The following is a 17,017-nucleotide window of genomic DNA, read 5'->3' on the forward strand; positions in this document are numbered from 1 at the left end:
GGGGGCGACGTGCCGAGGAGCTACCCTCATCGCATGTCCGACCTGCTCGTCAACATCGATGTACCGGCGCTCGATCCTGCCATCGCGTTCTACACGCGTGCGTTCGGGTTGCGCGTCGGGCGGCGCTTTGGTGCTTCCGGGGTCGAGCTCCTCGGCGCTGCGGCCCCCATCTACCTCCTGCTGAAGCCGGCCGGCAGCGAGCCAGCCGCCGGTGCGGCCGCGCGCGACTACCGGCGCCACTGGACGCCGGTCCACCTCGATTTCGTGGTCGACGATCTCGAGGCCGCCGCGCGTCGCGCCCTGGGGGCAGGCGCGATCCCCGAAGCCGATATCGAGGTGGCAGCGTGGGGGAGCATGCTCCGCCTGGCCGATCCCTTTGGCCACGGCATCTGCCTCCTTCAGTTCAGCGGTCGCGGCTACGACGAGATCGCCACGCCCGGCTGAGCGCACGGGCCATGCGGGGCAGCCGCCAGCGGCGGCCTCGGCGAGATCACGTGTTCTCCCGCCCCGCGCCGGCGCGGGGCCCTGGGGCCTGCTTCCCGCGCAGGTAGCGCTCGAGCAGCTGCACGAGCTCCTCGGCCAGCGCGCCGGAGCGCACGTCGTCGGGCCGCTCGACGATCGCCTGATGCACCACCGCGTGCGCCGCGGTCTGCATCATCCACCATGCGAGCTCCACGTCCGGCGCCGGGCAACCCCACGCCGAGAGGAGCTGCTTTGCCTCCTCGAGCAGAAAGCCCTCGCTCGCCGCGGACCGGGTCGCCCTGATGCGCGGCATCTGCTCCAGGAACACGCGGTGCAGCTCGGGCTCCACCGCGTGGGCGGCGATGCCGGCCTCCACGATCGTCCGGACCACCCGGTCGGGCGACTGCCCCTGATGCGCGGCGAGCACCGCGGCCGCGGCCGCGCGGCCCTGCTCGATGTGCCGGCGGTGGAGCTCGGCCACGAGCGCCTCCTTGCCCGGAAAGAACTGGTACAGCGACGCGACGTTCACCCCGGCCCGCTGGGCCACGCGGTTCGTCGTCAGCCGCGCGTACCCGTCCCGGACCAGAATGTAAGCGGTCGCCTGCAGGATCGCCTCGACGGTCGCGCGCGACCGGTCCTGCGTCGGCTGTTTCCGCGGCGTTATGGCGTCCCGCTTGCGCATGGAACCATGCTGGCAGAACGCAAGCTGACGAGGCAAGCGACAGCTTCCAAGATGGCGTGACTTCACCTGACAGGAGACAGCCAATGAATCCGTCGCTGAGCACGCATGTCCTCATCGCAGGGGCAGGGCCCACCGGCCTGACCCTCGCGTGCGACCTGGCCCGCCGTGACGTGGCGTGCCGGATCGTCGACAAGGCGCCATCCCATTTCGCCGGCTCCCGCGGGAAAGGCGTGCAGCCGCGCACCCTCGAGGTCCTCGACGATCTCGGGGTGGTGGACGCGGCGATGGCCGCCGGAGGCTCTTACCCGTTGATCCGCGCCTACGACGGCGATGCGGTGATGGGCGACTGGGCCATGTTCGAGCGCCGCGCGCCGGCGCCGGACGTGCCCTATCCGAACATCCTGCTCCTCGGGCAATGGCGGACGGAGGAGATCCTGCGCGCACGGCTGGCGGATCACGGTATCCATGTCGAGCTCGCGACCGAGCTGACAGGCTTCGAGCAGGACGGCGACGGGGTGACCGCCACGCTGGTCCGCGCGGGCGAGACGGAGCGGGTCCGCGCCGGCTACCTCGTCGGCGCGGACGGGGGGCGCAGCTTCGTGCGGCGCGCGCTCGGCGTCGGCTTTCAGGGGGAGACGCTGGAGGCGGACCGGGCGCTCGTGGGCGACGTCCGCGCCGATGGGCTCGACCGCGAGCGCTGGCACGCCTGGCCGAAGGCGCGCGGCGGCCCGGTCGCGCTGTGCCCGCTGCCTGGCACGGAGTGCTTCCAGATCGTGATACCGATCCACGGCGACGAGGCGCCCGAGCTGACGGTGGAGGCCGTCGAGAGGCTGTTCCACGAGCGGACGGGGCGCTCGGATGTCCGGCTGCACGACGCGAGCTGGCTGTCGCTCTACCGGCCCAGCGTGCGGATGGTGGACAGGTACCGGGTCGGCCGGGTGTTCCTCGCCGGCGACGCCGCGCACGTGCACCCCGCGGCCGGCGGGCAGGGCCTGAACACCGGGGTCCAGGACGCCTACAACCTCGGCTGGAAGCTCGGCCAGGTGCTGGCGGGAGCGCCCGCGGCGCTGCTCGACACCTACGAGGAGGAGCGGCTGCCGGTCGCCGCGGCGATGCTCGGCCTCACCTCGAGGCTGCATCGCCGGACCGCGGAGGGAAGCGCGGGCGAGCAGCAACGCGGCGCGGAGACGCAGCAGCTCGACATCAGCTACCGCGGGAGCTCGCTGGCCCGCAGCGAGCACGGCGCGCCGGCGCGCGTCCTCCCGGGGGACCGAGCGCCCGACGCGCCCTGCCATGACGCCGACGGGGCGCCAATCCGCCTGTTCGATGTGCTCCGTGGCCCGCACTTCACGCTGCTCGCATTCGGCGCGGCGCACGGGGACGCGGTCGCCCGGGTGAACGCCCGGTATGGCGCCGCCGTGCACGCGCGCGCCGTGGTGCAGCCGGGGGAGCTAGCCGGCCGGCGCGCCCTCGTCGATACGGACGGGCACGCGCGCGCCGGCTACGACATCGACGGCGATGCGCTCGTGCTGGTCCGCCCGGACGGCTACATCGGATGGCGCGCTTCCCCGGGCACGCTCGAGCAGCTCGAGGACTACCTCCGCCCGCTGGTCGGCTTTGCTACGGCTGAGGTTGGCGGTACGCTGAATCAGATCGAGCTACCGCGCAGGCCACGCGACACCTCTCGAGATGGCGCCCCCTGACGCGATCGCGGGCTCCGCCCGCGCAGGAACGGACCGAGTCCCCGCACGGCGCGCCCGCGAGATCCGCTGACGCGCCCGCGCGCCCCCAGAGAAAGGCAGCGAAGGAAGAACATGAACACCCGCTGGTTTGAACAAGTCCTTCTGGCCCTGACGATGACGCTCTCGGCCGGTTGCGCGGCCGAGGCGCTCAGCGACGAGGAGCAGAGCGAGGTCGTGGGCGAGGCGGAGGAGGCGATATCTGTCTTCTCCTTCAGCCGGAGCGCGACCAACAACGCCACCGTGAACACGGCCAACTTCAACCTCACTATCAACCCGAACCGGCGCGTGATGATCGGCACGACCGGCATCGTCGGCGCCAGCTCCTCGGGCGACACGTACCTCCGCCTCTTCGACCTGAGCTCCGGGTCGCCCGTGGAGGTGGCCTCGGCGAACGACGGCCCCTCGGGGTCGATCTCGGCGCAGATCCGCTATACGACGTCGGCGACGGGCTGGCCCTTCCAGATCCGGGCCGGCTGTGACGGATTCTCCTCGTGCAGCGGGACGGTGGCGATCGCGCGCGGCAAAGGCACCTTTTCGTACTCGAGGAGCAGCACGAACTACGCCACGACCAACTACGTCGAGCAGGCGTACTTCTTCAACGCTGGAGAGACGATCTCCTTCGGCACCTGCTCGGCGGTGCTTTACGGGGCGAGCCGCTCGGGGATGTCGTATATCCGCCTGTTCGATCGCAATGGCGTTCAGGTCGCGGTGGACTCCGCCGAGACGATCGGCTGCTCCGAGATGCCGAAGACGACGCACGTCGCGGCGCTCTCGGACTACTACACCTTCCGCGCCGGCTGCGTGGGCAACACCTCGTGCACCGCGACCGTGGCCGTCTACGCCGAGTGAGGATCGAGCAACTCGCGGCAAGGAGCGAGAAGCCTCGCCACGACGGCGAGCATAGCACCAGGTCCACGCCCGCGTGATAGAATCCCTGTTACTTTTGCGCACCAGGTGCAGATTCGGCGCCGCGACGAGTGAAGATCGTCAAGAGCGACTCGGCCATGGCCCGCAGCTCGCGGGGAGGCTGGCGCGTGGTCGTCTACTCCAGCACCAGGCTGACCAGCCTGCGGACAGAGTCGCAGTCAGCTTGCTGCACGGCCAGCGACGTCGCCACCTCTTTTGACAGAATAGCGTCCAGGGCATCTCGCAGCGTTCGGAGCTCGTCCATGATGCCCGGCATGGATCAGAGAACGCCGGTGCATCGATCATGCGCGCTCGACCGTGGTCTGCAAATCGCAGCAATCTCCACTCATGGAAGCCACGACACAGAGGCTGATTGCCGCCCTGTTGCTATCGCCCGCTTGTTTCTCATGTGCCATGACGACGGAGGATGTGGGCGAAGGGCCCGACGTGATCATGTTGGATGACATGACCACGTCAGAGGCTACTGGCACCGCATCGAATGAGCTGGATTTTCATGACGTACCGCGCATCGAACGTCAATTGATCTGCCTCGCCTTGACGAGATCTGGCCAAGAAGCGAAGGAGGCGTTTTGTGGATCGCGATGGAGTCTCGATCCAGACAAAAAGGACGTATGCTCGAAGAAGGCGAGCAGCGGGAGCGAATTTGAATGGGTTCTCTACTGCGCACTGACAACGTTCCCGGATTAGCCGTGTGAGCCGCTAGATCAGCTATCCGATCGCCGTTCGCCGGGGTGGCGTGCAAGGCGAACCGGACCGCCAGATCGCCCTGCTCATCGGTAAGCCGATCGAGCCGTGGTCCCCGGACTGCGGCTCGCTCCTGTGCATGGTGAACGCGAATGGATCCGCGGGGGGCTGCGCGTTGGTGAGGTACGTGGCAGCCGACTGGAGAGCGAAAAAGATGCGAAGTTCGTCTTCCGCGGTGAGGTGCATCGTCCACTCGACCCAGTCCTCGTCGACGTGGTGGTTGAATAGAACGTCGCGGGCGGGAGGTCGACCTGCTCAAGAGCGCACCGGGGGCGTCCGGACCGATGAGCGACGGGTCGAATCGGGCGCGATCGAGGCCGTTCACGAGGCTGACGGCGACCTTCTGGATGCCTCTGACGTCGAGGTTTATGACCACGGTGCACGCGCTGATCTTCCGCATGGGGCTCGCCTCCCGCGCTCGTATCATGACGCCTCCGCTCAAGGTAAACTTGGTGCGGCGCGCGCAGCGATCGTGTAGATCGGAGTCTCTGCGACGGCTCCGGCTCCTCCACCTGATGCCTTGTCGCTTCTGGGGCGGTCCGGAGCGGCAGACCGTGCAAGCGGCAAGGGTCCTGCGCGAGCGCGGCGCGTGCGACGTCTCGTTCGCCGTGCTCCCGCACCGGCAGGCGAAGGTCGCGGACAACCCGCTCGTCGTGGGCGCGCGCGCGGAGGGGTTCGAGGCCGAGCCGCTCGCGCTGCAGCGGGGCTACGACCTGATCGACGGAGCGCGGCGGCTCCGCGCGATCGCGGCGCAGCGCCGGCCCGACCTGGTCTGCACGGTGGGGTACAAGGCGGACCTCCTGGCGCTCGGGCTGCGCGGGCGCGGCGCACCGCGGGTGCTGGCGGTGGCGCGCGGGTGGACGGGCGAGGACCTGAAGGTGAGGCTCTTCGAGTGGGCCGATCGCCGGACGCTGCGCTGGCACGACGGGGTCGTGGTCGTGTCGGAGGCGCAGCGCGCGGCGGTGCGGGCGTGCGGGGTGAGCGAGACGCGGATCTTCTGGGTGCCGAACGCGATCGACCTGGATCGGATGCCGCCGCCCGTCCCGCGCGCGCAGCTGCTCGCCGAGCTCGGGGTCGGCTCGTCGGCGCAGCTCATCGGGGCGGTAGGGCGGATCAGCCCGGAGAAGGGGCAGCGCTCGCTCGTGGAGGCGTTCGCGGCGGTGGCGCGCGCAGACGCGCGGGCCGTGCTCGTGCTGGTGGGCGACGGGCCGGACGAGGCTGCGGTGCGGGCGGAGGTGGCGGCGCAGGGGCTCGGCGAGCGCGTGCGGCTGCTCGGCCTGCGCCGGGACGGCGCGCAGCTCATCGGGGCGCTGGACGTGCTGGCGCTGCCGTCGCGCACCGAGGGTCTGCCGAACGTGGTGCTGGAGGCGTTCGCCTATGGGACGCCGGTCGTCGCGAGCGCCGTCGGCGGCGTGCCGGAACTCGTGCTGGACGGCGAGACAGGGTGGCTCGTCCCGCCCGGGCAACCGGGCCCGCTGGCGCAGGCGTTGCTCGACGCGCTGGCGTCGCCGGAAGAGGCGGGGGCGCGCGCGACCCGCGCCCGGGCGCGGCTCCTGTCGCGGTTCACGGCGGAGCGGCAGGCCGACGCGTGGCTTGCGGCCATCGCCGCGGTGACCGGCTCCGCGATGGACTGAGGGGGCGCCGGACGGCGCCCGCCTCGGCGTGGAGCGCGGCAAATCTCGGGGGGATCCGGTCAGGAAGGAGGCGCGGAGAGGCTCTCGGCCGCGGGCGCTGCCGGGACGCCGCAGCGATGCTGATGCAGCTGCTGGTAGATGCGGGCGAGCGTGTCGCCCACGACGCTCCAGTCGTACCTGTTCTGGACGAGCGCCTGGCCGGACGCGACCAGGCGCGCCCGCAGCGCCTGATCTGCGTCGAGCTCGAGGAGCGCGCCGCGGAGCTCCTCGACGGTCTGGGTGACGAGCGCATGCTCGCGATCGCGAAGCGTGAGCCCCTCTGCGCCGAGCTGCGTGGAGATGACGGGCACGCCGGCCGCGAGCGCCTCCAGGATCTTCAGCCGCGACCCGCCCCCGATCCGCAGTGGCACCACCGACGCGATCGCGTCGGCATAGTAGGGACGCACATCGGGCACTGTCCCGGTCACCTCCACGGCCGGCAATGCGCCGAGCGCGCGCACCTCCGGCCTGGGGCTCCTGCCGACCACGGTGAGGCGCCACTCAGGTCGCGCGTCGTGGATGGCGGGCCAGTGGTCGCGCGCGAAGGTGACGATGGCCTGCGCGTTCGGGCGGTAATCCATCGAACCGACGAAGACGACGCGGCGGCGCTGGGCGGGCTCGGAAGCATGCCCGGTTCCGGCGAAAGCGTCCACGTCGACGCCGTTGTCGACGGCGAAGGCGCGCAGGTCGGGGCGGAGCGCGAGGAGCTGCGCGCGATCCCGCTCGCTGACCGTGATGTGCGCGTCGAACTGCTCCAGCATCTTGCGCTCGAGGGCGGCGAGCTGCGATGCCAGCGCGGATGCCGCGAGCCCGCGGAGGGGGTCGGGCGCGTGCTTGCTGTAGCGAACGAGCACCTCCGACTCGATGTTGTGCCAGTCGCAGAGGAGCAGCGGTCGATTGCGCGCCGCGCGCAGCAAGGGCAGATAGCCGGCGAGGTGCACGCCTTCGACCTGCACGGCGTCGAACTGGCCTTGCTCGAGGACGCGCGCGAGCTCCTGACGCATGGCGTTCGTCGTGTAGTTGAGGACGACGAGCGGCAGCTGCCCCACGGCCCCGAGCAGGATCTTGCCGATGGAGTTTGGCCGCTCCCGGGCGAGGGTCACCACCTGATCGGTGATCTGCGCGATCTCGGTCATCGCCGGAGGGACGGGGCCGCACCCGCCCATCCGCACCCGACCGTCCCTGACGACGCCGTCCTCGAAGCTCAGGTAAGTGACCCGCGCGAAGCGCGCGAGCTGCCGGACAAAGTGCCAGTTGCGTAGCTTGGCCCCGGTGTCCAGCGGCCAGCAGGCACGAGGTGCGAAATAGAGAATACGCATCTGTCGCATTGTGGACATAGACGCCTCCGGCTGGTGCGCGTCGCACAGGCAGGTTGGGACGATGTCTCCCCGCGCGGCACGTTCCGGGCGACGCGCGGTCCGATCCCCCTGCACTCGCTCGGTGATGGACTGGGCGGCCGGCGCTCAAGGAGCGACGACCGTAGCCTGGAGAGGCTAATATGCCTTTCCGGTGCGCTGTACAGGAATCAGCGCAAATCTGGTTGGTGAGCGTGCGTGGAGGCGGGAGGAGGACCGCGCGCCTCGCATTTCGCACCTTGCATCGGGCGACGCGCACGGAATGACGTGCACGCGGGCCGAGCGCTCCGGCCGGACACGACTAGACGGCGGATCTGCAAGCCGACTCCGCCGAGCAGGCAGGCGAGGCAGAGGGCGCGCTCTGCTGGGTCCACTACCGGGTCATCAACGACAGCGCGGGGGTTCGTGGTTTGCCCTGGATGGCCGAGGATCCGTTCAAGTACAAGCTCCTGGGCGACACGATGACCGGCCCCCAACGCCTGCACGGGTTTCTAGAAAACGGCGACCGCTGGACGTACGTCCACAACCACGTTCCTGCCGACATACCTACGACGTACATGTGTTGGGGTCTGGCCCCGAGAAGGAGGCATATTCGAGCATGGCGCTGAAGGCATCCACCGCCACGTCGTCCAGGACCACGAAGGTCCAAAAGAACGATTCTTCGCGCGAAGCGCAGGGCGCACCTCTCCTGTCCAACGGCGCAGCAGCGTATATGCTCAGCGCCGCCTACGAGGCCGAGCTCCTCCGAGAGGCCGAGCCGCTCGGCGAAACCACGCAGGTTTTCCCGGGCAAGGTCGTCGGGCGCGTGATCAGGGCGAGCCGCATCCAGCTCGCCCTGAGCGCGACGTGGCGGATCTCGTCCGGGAGCGGCGGACGAGGGCGAGCCCGACGCCGAGGTGGCGGACGAGGGCGAGACGGAAGCCAAGGCGACGGAAGACGTCGATCCCGGCAACGACGGCGCGCGGTGATCGCGCTGGACCGCCGCCGCACGGCCGAGGGCCGCGGCGCGAGTGCCTCCGTCAGGTCTGCAAGGGATGATTTCAGGATCGAAAGCTTCAGGGGTTTCCTGATGGGTAAGTTCTTGAAGGAGGTGCGGAAAGGCCCTGGCCCGTGTCCTGCTAAGTATCCAGAGCAGAGCGCCCGTGACGGCTTCCCCCCCGCCGTCGAATGGGCGCTCTGTTTTTTGTGCGCCGGCGGCCCCGACCCGCAATCCGGCGACGAACCCTCGCTCGATCTTGGACATAGGGGCTCTGCGACCAGTCGCTCGGCGCCGCGGTCACCGGCCGGGGCACGAAGCCCGAGCTGGTCCCTTACGTTGCGCCCCCACCGCGCGCCGCGCGGCGCTTGGCGAGCAGCTCGGCGATGGCCTCTGTGTCGGCCGGCTTGGTCAAGTGAAGATCGAAGCCGGCGCGCCGCGCCTCGGCCTTGTCCTCGTCGCGGCCGTAGCCGGAGAGCGCCACGAGCAGGCAGCCCGCCGTCCCCTGCTCCCGGCGCGCCCTCCTCGCCACCTCGAACCCATCGAGGAGCGGCAGCCCGAGATCGATGAAGGCGATGTCGGGGCAGAGACGGCCGAACGCATGGATCGCGGCGAGCCCATCGTGCTCCATCCACACCTCGTGGCCATGGAGCTCGAGGAGCATCTTGAGGCTCTCCGCCGTGTCCAGGTTGTCCTCGACGACGAGGATCCGCAGCGGGCTCCCGGCGGCTTTCTCGCGCAGGCTGGCCGGTTGCGTTTCGCGCGCGCTCTTGGGGAGCGCCGGCAGCGTCACCGTGAACGCCGCCCCCCGCCCCCGTCCCGCGCTCTCGACGTCGATTCGCCCGCTGTGCAGGTTCACGAGCTGCTTCGCCAGCCAGAGGCCAACGCCCAGCCCGCCCTGGGAGCGCGCGAGATCGGATGTCTCCTGCACGAACGCCTCGAACACCCGCGGTTGCATCCCCTCCTCGATGCCCACCCCGGTGTCCGTCACCCGGACGACGGCCTCACCTGTCTCCGAGCGGCTCACCTCGATGCCGATGCGCCCGCCCGGCGGCGTGAACTTGGCCGCGTTGGTGAGCAGATTGACGAGCACCTGGAGGACGCGGACCCGATCCGCCTCGATCCGGAGCTGCTCGGCCGGGAGCGTGACCGAGAGCGTGTGCCCAGGGGTCTGGATGAACGGGCGGGTGGCCTCGACCGCCTCCTGTACCAGGTCAGCCAGCTCCAGCGTCTCCCGCTGAAGCGCGATTTTCCCGCGGCTGATGCGTGAGACGTCGAGCAGATCGTCGACGAGCCTCGCCATGTGGGAGACCTGCCGCGCGATGATGTCGCGCGCGTACACGAACTTCGGATCCTCCAGGCCGAGGACGCGCATGATGGCCACCGCATTGCGGATCGGCGCGAGCGGGCCGCGGAGCTCGTGCGCCAGCATCGCGAGGAAGTCGTCCTTGCGGCGGTCGGACTCCCGCAGCATCTCCTCGAGCTCCTTGCGGCGCGTGATGTCGGTGACCACGGCGATCCAGCCGTCCGGCGTCCCGCGTGCGTCGTGGGTGGGGACGTAGATCGCCTTGATCCAGCGCAGGCCCAGGCCTCGGAAGAGGACCTGCTCCTCGTACTCCACGCGCTCTCCCTGGAGCACACGGTCGAAGTACGGCTTGAGATCCTCGAAGGCCTGTGCCCCGACGATCTCGATGATCGTCTGCCCCACGATCTCCGCGACGGGCCGCGCGATCCACGCGGCGTACTCCGGGCTCACCCAGAGGTAGCGGAGGTCGCGGCTGCAGTACGTGACCGCGGCGGCCATCCGGTCCGTCACCATCCGGAGCTGCTCCAGAGCCGCCCGCAGGCCCTCCTCAGTCTCATGCATCGCCGAACTCTCCGCGCTCATGCCACCCCGACCGGCGCGACCCGAAGCATTCCAGTGCGTCCGTCAGGTCTGCAAGCGGCGATCTCAGGATCGAAAGCTTCAGGGGCTTCCTTACGGGTAAGTCCTTGAAAAGGGTGCGGAAAGACCCTGGCCCGTCTCCTGCTAAGTAACCAGGACAGAGCGCCCGTGACGGCTTCCCCCCCCGCCGTCGAATGGGCGCTCTTTTTTTGTGGGCCGGCGCGGGAGGGCGCGAGGAGCGCCCGGCAGACGCTGGGCCGGTGCGGCTACGGATCCTCGGTGACGAGGACGATGGCGAGACCGTCGTATCCCTTGCTGCCCACGGTCTGGATCGCGGTCGCGCTCACGCGTCGCTCGGTGGCGAGCAGCTTGTTCAGGCGGCGCACGCCCTGGACGTTGGGATCGGCGCTCTCGGGGTCGATGATCGCCCCCTTGCGCACGACGTTGTCGATCACGATGACGCTGCCGCGGCGGGAGAGCTTGAGCGCCCACGCGAAGTAGTCGGGATTGCTCGGCTTGTCGGCGTCGATGAAGATGAGGTCGAACGGGCCGCGGCCCTCCGCGGCGAGCTTGGGCAGCGTGTCGAGCGCTCGCCCCAGGCGCAGCTCGACGATGTTGGCCAGCCCGGCGCGATCGAGGTTCGCGCGGGCGACCTCGGCGTGCTTCGGCTCCGACTCCAGCGTGATCAGGCGGCCGACGGCAGGCAGCGCCCGCGCGAGCCAGATCGTGCTGTAACCCCCGAGCGTGCCGATCTCCAGGATGGTCCGCGCCCCCTGGATCCGCGCCAGGAGATGCAGCAGCTTGCCCTGGTTCGGCGCGACGTTGATCGGCGGCAGGCCGGCCGCGGCGCTGGCCGCGAGCGCCGCATCGAGCGCGGCGTCGGACGGCACGAGCGTATCGGTGAGGTAGCGATCGACGGCGGACCATTGCTCCTGAGACATGAAAATCATCCTCCTCCCATCGCGGCGACCACCGTCGCGGCGCACGGGTGAGCTGAGCGCCAGATGTTCAAACTTCCTGCAGCTGACAGAGACGCTGAGCGTCCCGATAGCGACGCCTCGCGGCTACGTCAAACGTTGGATGTTTGTCCGTTATAGCAGATGGGCGCGGTGAGCGCAGCGCCCGCCGCCGCGCAGGGCTCGTCCTACCGCGGCACGAGGACGCGGACGTCCCAGGGCGCGAGGTCCAGCGCGAGGGCGCCGGCCCGGAGGCGCGAGGCGGCTTGCGCGCCGCTCAGCGCGTCGCGCAGGCCTCCCCGCGCGTGGGCGGCGAACGGCTCCGGGACGATGAGCCGCTTCCTTACCGGTCGATCGCTGAAATTCAGGACGACGAGCGCGAAGCGGGACGCGTCGTCGCCGTGCCTGACATAGGCGAAGACCTCGTCGTCGGGCCCCCCGGCGTGGACCGTGAGGTGCCCCGGCGACCGGAGCGCCGCGACACCGCGCCTGAGCCGGATCAGCCGCTCGTAGTGCCGCGCCAGCTGGCCGCGCGGGGGCCGTGAGACCGGGGCGAGGCCGCCGTAAGGCTCGTACTCGGCGCCGAGCTCGTCGAACGTGTAGACGCACGGGATCCCCGGCAGGGTCAGCAGCGCCGCCGCAGCGACGCGCGTCAGCCCCGGCCCGTGGCGGGTGATGAAGCGCGCGCCGGTGTCGTTGTTGTTGATGAACCTGAGCGTGCGCTCGGGGCGCGCGGCGGTGGTGGCGAGCGCCGCGCCGAGCCGGGCCGCGATGCCCCGCGGCGCGCCGAACACGTCTTTCCAGGCCCAGTGTCCGAGCTCCTCGGTCCAGTCGTAGGCCGCGTCGAACCCGTTCTGCAGATAGTACGGATCGCGCGCCGAGGCCTCGGCGATCAGCGCGACATGCGGGCTCACGCGCCGGAGCTCGGCGGCCCAGGGGGACCAGAGCTCGCCCCGCCGCTGCTTGATGCCCCACGCGGCGTCGACGCGATAGCCATCGATGTCGAACCGGCGCACCCAGTGCAGCGACGCCTCGAGCATCCAGCGCGCCACCTCGGCGCTGTCGTAGTTCAGGTTCGGCAGGTGCTCCCAGTCGAAGTAATGTGTCGGCTCACCGCCGTCGTCGCGATCGTAGAAGTCGAAGGTGTGGGCGCGGTTCGAGCGCCGCTCGGCCTCCCGGAAATACGGGTGCTCGGCCGATGTGTGGTTGGGCACGAGATCGAGCAGCACGCGCAGGCCGCGCCGGTGCGCGTCGTCCACGAGCTCGCGGAGATCTTGCTCGGTCCCGTAGTCGGGGCGCACGCTGAAGTAGTCGGTGACGGCATACCCGAAGTCGCCCTCGGGCGCGGCGAAGAGGGGAGATAGCCAGATCGCCGTGACGCCGAGCCGCTCGATCGCGGGGAGGGCGGCGCGGACGCTCTGGAGCGGCGGATCGCCGAAGAACGGGGGCACGACGCCGTAGAGGACGGCGTCGTCGATCCACGCCGGCGCGGTCGCGCCAGGGGTGGCTTCGAGCGGCGGCGCGACCCGCGCGGCGTCGCCTCGGCCGCGCTCGTCGCGCACCCTGAGCTCGTACAGCGCGTGACCGCGGGCGTCGGGCGCCGGCAGCTCGAGGCGAGCGCCTTGCCCGAGCGGCTCCGGCGCCGCGCCGCCGCGCAGCCGGAACCAGTCGAAGGCGACGATCTCGGCGCGCGAGCGCTCGCCGGGCTCGCTGCTCGTCGCGTCGAGGACGAGCTTGCCGCCGGCCAGCGCAGCGCGGGCGCGGGCGCGCGGCGTGTCCTCGAGCCGGACGCGGTAGGTGACGGGCGGAGAGTCCAGGTCGCCCGCGCTCGCCTCCCGGCAGCGCGCGACGATCTCGTTCTCGCCCTCGATCAGCGGGATGTCCGCGAAGAACCGCTGCTGCTCGATCGCCGCGGGGAACACGTCGCCGCCCACCCGGATCGCGCAGTCCTCCAGCGTGCCCGCTCCGGCGAGGGCGCCCTGGATGCGCGCGCTGAAGGCCCAGACGTCGGCATCGCCGGCGTGCAGCTCCAGCCGGACTTGCGCCGATCCGGACGGGCGCGGCGATACCGAGGGGGTGACCGACTCGCACGAGGACGCCGCCAGGAGCAGAGCGGCAGCCCATCCGAGCCGGGTGAGCAGCCGAAGGCGACGTGATGGGCCTTCGACGCGCTGTGGCCGGACACCGGTGCTCGCGTGGATCGAAACGACCGGCGGAGGTGGGGATGCACAGGGAGAGAAGGCGGCCGTCGAGCGGAGGAGACGTCTCAGCATGGGGGCGATGCGGCAAGCGGGGGAGCCCCTCTATTCCAGATCCACCCCCGGCGATCCCTGAAGCGCAGTGAGCGCGGAGCTTTTATGTCGTGATCTTCTCCATCTACTCCATGTCCGCTATGTCGTGGCCTCCATGGCGATGCATTCCCGTGCTGGGGCTTCCTCTGCGCCTCCTCGCGCCAGGATCAGGCGGCGGCGCTGAGACGCGATTGCGGGCGCGCACGACGAGCGGGACGCCGCCCGACGGGCTCAGCGTCAGGTTGCGGCGCACGGGTCGGGGCGGCCGCTCGTCGAGCAGGCGGAACTCCCATGCCGAGAGCGCCACGCCGAGCACGATCTTCATCTCGAACATCGCGAAGGCCGCGCCGATGCAGCGGCGGTGTCCGCCGCCGAACGGCAGGTACTCGAACGGGGAGAACTTGCGCTCCAGGAAGCGCTCTGGCCTGAACCGGGACGGCTCGGGGTAGAGATCGGGGTGGTGGTGCACGAGCAGGATGCAGGGCGCCACCCCCGTTCCCGGCAGGAGCTCGTGCTCGCCGAGGCGGAACGGCTGCGCCAGGAGGCGCGGGGACTCGGTGACGATCGGATAGATGCGCAGCGCCTCCTTGCACACGGCGTCGAGGTAGGGCAGGGCGGCGAGGCGCTCGGGGTCGGGCTCCGGGCCGAGGGTGTCGATCTCATCGCGGAGGCGCGCGAGGACGCCGGGGTTGCGGTGCACGTGATCGAGGGCCCACGCGAGGGCGAGCGCCGTTGTCTCGTGCCCGGCGAACAGCAGCGTCCGGAGCTCGTCGAAGATGGCCTGATCGCTCATGGTCGAGCCGTCGTCGTAACGGGCCGAGACCATGAGGCTCAGGATGTCGTCGCCCGGCGCCGCGCGCGCCCGCTCGATCTGCCCGCGGAACAGGGCATCCAGGTCATCGACGCGCCGGCGGAAGCGCGCGTAGGGGCCGAGGCCGCCGAGGTCCCGCTGCAAGAACGGCAGGAAGGTCAACGCCGGGGTCAGCGCGTCGGTCATGGCGACGACGGCGCGGGCGAACGCGCTCGTTCGAGACGGCTCCTCCACGCCGAACACGGCGCGGATGATGACGTCGAGCGAGATCGCCTGCGTGATCTCCTGGGCGACGGCGCGGGGCGCGCGCGCCGCCTCGGTGAGCCGACGGGCGGCGGTGTCCGCCATCGCCGCGGCGTAAGCGCGCATGCGATCGCCGTGGAACGGCGGTGTCAGCAGCTTCCGCTCGCGCCTGTGGCGCTCGCCCGAGAGCATGAGGAGCGAGTGCTCCCCCACGAGTGGCGCGATCGCCCTGGTGGCGAAGGGAAGGAATGTCTCTGGCGGCGCCGTCAACACTTCCTCCGCCGATCTAGGGCATCCGGCGATCACGACGTCACCGCTGACCACGGGGACGTTGAAGACATCCCCGTACGTGGAGGCGCACCGCGACAGGAACTCGAAGGGACGGGTGATGAACTGGTAGGTCGTCAGAAGTCGGCCGCGCGGGCCTCGAAGCAACTGGCTCATGGCGTACCTCGGCGGGAGCTCGATCTCGGGGGCGCGCGGCGCCTCGCCGGGATCGATACCAAGGATGGGCTCGGCGCGCCGCTCCGGCAGCGGCGTCGGGCGCCAATGTTGCGACGGATGGCGCCAGGTGGGGGCGCGCCGCGCGCTGTCCGCCCGACCAGGGCCATCGTGACCACGCTGCCGGGGCCGGGGCCGGCCAGCGCTGCCGCGCTCGCCCACCAGAGAGCTCGCCTCGGGCATTACGCAATGCTCGTGCCATAGGCGTAGTGGCGGCCGGCGACATTTTTGATGGATGTGCCGATGAGTTCTGCGCGCTCCGGCAGTCCACCCCCCGAACCCATCCCGCGGCAGCGCCCGCACCGGGCGAGGCCCATTCCCGATGACAATGGAGACGTCCCCATGACCCGGATCGAACTGCCCCGCGTCGTGTCGCGCGCCGAGTGGCTGGAGGCACGCAAGGCGCTGCTCACCCGCGAGAAGGAGCTGACCAGAGCGCGCGATCGGCTCAACGCGGATCGCCGGCGCCTGCCGATGGTCGAGGTGACCGAGCCGTACGAGTTCTCGGGCGCCCACGGCAAGCTGCGCCTCCTCGATCTGTTCGAGGGCCGGCAGCAGCTCATCGTCTATCATTTCATGTGGCTGTTCGAGGACGACGGCACTCCCAAGGATCGCGGCTGCCCGAGCTGCTCGGGCTACGCCGATCAGATCTCGAAGGGCCACCTGCGGCACTGGCACAACGTCGGCACCACGTTCGCGTTCATCTCGCGCGCTCCCTGGGAGAAGATCGCGCCGTTCAAGGCGCGTATGGGCTGGCCCGTGCCCTGGTACTCGTCGGCGGGCAGCCGCTTCAACCACGACTACCACGTCACGCTGGACGAGTCGGTCACGCCAGTGGAGTACAACTACCGAACGCCCGCCGAGCACGAGCAGGCGGGCTCCGCCTATTATCTGGGGGGCAAGCAGCCCTTCGACCTGCACGGGCTGAGCTGCTTCCTGCGCGACGGCGAGCGCGTGTACCACACCTACTCGACCTATGGGCGCGGCACGGAGTCGACCGGCGGCTCGTACTATTTCCTCGATCTGACCGCGCTCGGGCGCCAGGAGGAATGGGAAGAGCCCAAGGGGCGCAGCACCGGGCTGGGCGCCAAGGCCGGCGACGAGCGCATCCGTTACCCCGACGAGCAGGAGGATCTGTCCGATTCGAGCGGCGCGCGGCCCGCGGCCGCCGCTCCCGAGGCGGACGACTGTTGCTCACGGATGCGCCGCTGAACCGCGGGTCCGGCGCCATTCTCGGCGAGAGCGCGACGCCCGAGCGGCCTCGCTCGCCGTCGGCAGGAGTGAACGCCGCTCACCGCGCATCGAACCTCACGTCCAGGTCCGGGTACTTGCGGGCGAAGTACTCCAGAGCCAGCCACGTGTGGCAGTGCCGGACGTCGGGCTGGTGCGCCGTCGGGCAGTTGCAGCCGAGGAACACGTCACCTTGCCGGGCCTCCTGCGCCAGCGCGTCGAAGCGCTCCCGTTGCTCCGCAAACCGCTCATCGAGCGCCGCGAGGTAGGCGGCGCGAAACCTCTTGAAGCCAGCTTGCGAGGGCTCCGACAGGAACTCTTCGACCATCTCCGGGGTGGGCCTCAGGACGTGGTGCGTGTGTTTGCGCGTGTCGTACCGCTTGCCTTCTGGCAGCGGATCGTCCTCCGGGCGGCGCCCGCGGACGAGGTGGTAGCGTGCAAGCATGCGCTCATTCCTCCTTTCGTTCGTCGTTGGGATGCGTCGGCCGCGACGTCTCATGGCGGTCCGGGCGAAGCGCGGCGCGCAGCACGAGCGCGCC

The 17,017-nt window shown here is 70.3% G+C and carries 13 protein-coding genes; 6 read left to right on the forward strand and 7 right to left on the reverse strand.

The annotated features are described in order from the left end of the window. Positions 1–33 precede the first annotated feature (33 nt). Positions 34–444, forward strand: coding sequence for a VOC family protein (locus WMF14_RS17415; RefSeq protein WP_437802293.1), 411 nt, complete (start codon positions 34–36; stop codon positions 442–444). 46 nt (positions 445–490) lie between these two features. On the opposite strand, the gene WMF14_RS17420 is transcribed toward WMF14_RS17415, so the two are convergent. Continuing rightward, positions 491–1,144: a TetR/AcrR family transcriptional regulator gene (locus tag WMF14_RS17420; protein WP_437802295.1), complete on the reverse strand. Its 654-nt coding sequence runs from the start codon at positions 1,142–1,144 to the stop codon at positions 491–493. A gap of 83 nt (positions 1,145–1,227) precedes the next feature. Between WMF14_RS17420 and WMF14_RS17425 the strand changes: the two genes are divergently transcribed. From WMF14_RS17425 to WMF14_RS17440, 4 genes are all read left to right on the forward strand, one after another. Then, the gene (locus tag WMF14_RS17425; protein ID WP_437802297.1) at positions 1,228–2,847 is read left to right on the forward strand and encodes an FAD-dependent oxidoreductase; all 1,620 of its coding nucleotides are present in this window, start codon (positions 1,228–1,230) and stop codon (positions 2,845–2,847) included. A 111-nt stretch (positions 2,848–2,958) separates the two neighbouring features. Beyond that, positions 2,959–3,735, forward strand: coding sequence for a hypothetical protein (locus tag WMF14_RS17430; RefSeq protein WP_437802298.1), 777 nt, complete (start codon positions 2,959–2,961; stop codon positions 3,733–3,735). Between the two features lie 405 nt (positions 3,736–4,140). Then, the gene (locus tag WMF14_RS17435) at positions 4,141–4,500 is read left to right on the forward strand and encodes a hypothetical protein (RefSeq protein ID WP_437802300.1); all 360 of its coding nucleotides are present in this window, start codon (positions 4,141–4,143) and stop codon (positions 4,498–4,500) included. A 572-nt stretch (positions 4,501–5,072) separates the two neighbouring features. Then, the gene (locus tag WMF14_RS17440) at positions 5,073–6,191 is read left to right on the forward strand and encodes a glycosyltransferase (RefSeq protein WP_437802302.1); all 1,119 of its coding nucleotides are present in this window, start codon (positions 5,073–5,075) and stop codon (positions 6,189–6,191) included. 59 nt (positions 6,192–6,250) lie between these two features. On the opposite strand, the gene WMF14_RS17445 is transcribed toward WMF14_RS17440, so the two are convergent. The 5 genes from WMF14_RS17445 to WMF14_RS17465 all read right to left on the reverse strand — a co-directional run bounded on the left by WMF14_RS17445 (position 6,251) and on the right by WMF14_RS17465 (position 15,191). After that, a complete protein-coding gene (locus WMF14_RS17445) occupies positions 6,251–7,549 on the reverse strand; it encodes a glycosyltransferase family 4 protein (protein ID WP_437802304.1) in 1,299 nt (432 codons plus the stop codon). Positions 7,550–8,895: 1,346 nt separating this feature from the next. Next, positions 8,896–10,428 (reverse strand): PAS domain-containing hybrid sensor histidine kinase/response regulator, encoded by a 1,533-nt coding sequence (locus WMF14_RS17450; RefSeq protein ID WP_437802306.1) that lies wholly within the window; start codon positions 10,426–10,428, stop codon positions 8,896–8,898. A gap of 284 nt (positions 10,429–10,712) precedes the next feature. Next, positions 10,713–11,387: an O-methyltransferase gene (locus WMF14_RS17455; protein WP_437802308.1), complete on the reverse strand. Its 675-nt coding sequence runs from the start codon at positions 11,385–11,387 to the stop codon at positions 10,713–10,715. A 203-nt stretch (positions 11,388–11,590) separates the two neighbouring features. Beyond that, entirely contained in the window at positions 11,591–13,675 is a 2,085-nt protein-coding gene (locus WMF14_RS17460; RefSeq protein ID WP_437802310.1) for an alpha-amylase family glycosyl hydrolase, read from the reverse strand. 103 nt (positions 13,676–13,778) lie between these two features. Further along, positions 13,779–15,191, reverse strand: a complete 1,413-nt coding sequence (locus WMF14_RS17465; protein ID WP_437802312.1) for a cytochrome P450 — start codon at positions 15,189–15,191, stop codon at positions 13,779–13,781. A 399-nt stretch (positions 15,192–15,590) separates the two neighbouring features. Here WMF14_RS17465 and WMF14_RS17470 point away from each other — a divergent pair, with 399 nt between their 5' ends. Beyond that, positions 15,591–16,460 carry a DUF899 domain-containing protein gene (locus WMF14_RS17470; RefSeq protein WP_437802314.1) on the forward strand — a complete coding sequence of 290 codons (870 nt, stop codon included), beginning with the start codon at positions 15,591–15,593 and terminating at the stop codon, positions 16,458–16,460. A 79-nt stretch (positions 16,461–16,539) separates the two neighbouring features. On the opposite strand, the gene WMF14_RS17475 is transcribed toward WMF14_RS17470, so the two are convergent. Then, positions 16,540–16,923, reverse strand: a complete 384-nt coding sequence (locus WMF14_RS17475) for a hypothetical protein (protein ID WP_437802315.1) — start codon at positions 16,921–16,923, stop codon at positions 16,540–16,542. Positions 16,924–17,017: the final 94 nt, after the last annotated feature.

The sequence above is a fragment of the Sorangium sp. So ce693 genome (assembly GCF_051521375.1).
In the GTDB taxonomy this organism is placed as follows: domain Bacteria; phylum Myxococcota_A; class Polyangia; order Polyangiales; family Polyangiaceae; genus Sorangium; species Sorangium atrum.

Excerpts from the sequence above, each read along its gene's own strand:
- WMF14_RS17470 (WP_437802314.1), top strand. The coding sequence starts at position 15,591 with ATGACCCGGATCGAACTGCCCCGCGTCGTGTCGCGCGCCGAGTGGCTG.
- WMF14_RS17455 (WP_437802308.1), bottom strand. The coding sequence starts at position 11,387 with ATGTCTCAGGAGCAATGGTCCGCCGTCGATCGCTACCTCACCGATACG.
- WMF14_RS17445 (WP_437802304.1), bottom strand. The coding sequence starts at position 7,549 with ATGCGTATTCTCTATTTCGCACCTCGTGCCTGCTGGCCGCTGGACACC.
- WMF14_RS17420 (WP_437802295.1), bottom strand. The coding sequence starts at position 1,144 with ATGCGCAAGCGGGACGCCATAACGCCGCGGAAACAGCCGACGCAGGAC.
- WMF14_RS17440 (WP_437802302.1), top strand. The coding sequence starts at position 5,073 with ATGCCTTGTCGCTTCTGGGGCGGTCCGGAGCGGCAGACCGTGCAAGCG.
- WMF14_RS17435 (WP_437802300.1), top strand. The coding sequence starts at position 4,141 with ATGGAAGCCACGACACAGAGGCTGATTGCCGCCCTGTTGCTATCGCCC.
- WMF14_RS17475 (WP_437802315.1), bottom strand. The coding sequence starts at position 16,923 with ATGCTTGCACGCTACCACCTCGTCCGCGGGCGCCGCCCGGAGGACGAT.
- WMF14_RS17425 (WP_437802297.1), top strand. The coding sequence starts at position 1,228 with ATGAATCCGTCGCTGAGCACGCATGTCCTCATCGCAGGGGCAGGGCCC.
- WMF14_RS17450 (WP_437802306.1), bottom strand. The coding sequence starts at position 10,428 with ATGCATGAGACTGAGGAGGGCCTGCGGGCGGCTCTGGAGCAGCTCCGG.
- WMF14_RS17460 (WP_437802310.1), bottom strand. The coding sequence starts at position 13,675 with ATGCTGAGACGTCTCCTCCGCTCGACGGCCGCCTTCTCTCCCTGTGCA.
- WMF14_RS17430 (WP_437802298.1), top strand. The coding sequence starts at position 2,959 with ATGAACACCCGCTGGTTTGAACAAGTCCTTCTGGCCCTGACGATGACG.
- WMF14_RS17415 (WP_437802293.1), top strand. The coding sequence starts at position 34 with ATGTCCGACCTGCTCGTCAACATCGATGTACCGGCGCTCGATCCTGCC.
- WMF14_RS17465 (WP_437802312.1), bottom strand. The coding sequence starts at position 15,191 with ATGAGCCAGTTGCTTCGAGGCCCGCGCGGCCGACTTCTGACGACCTAC.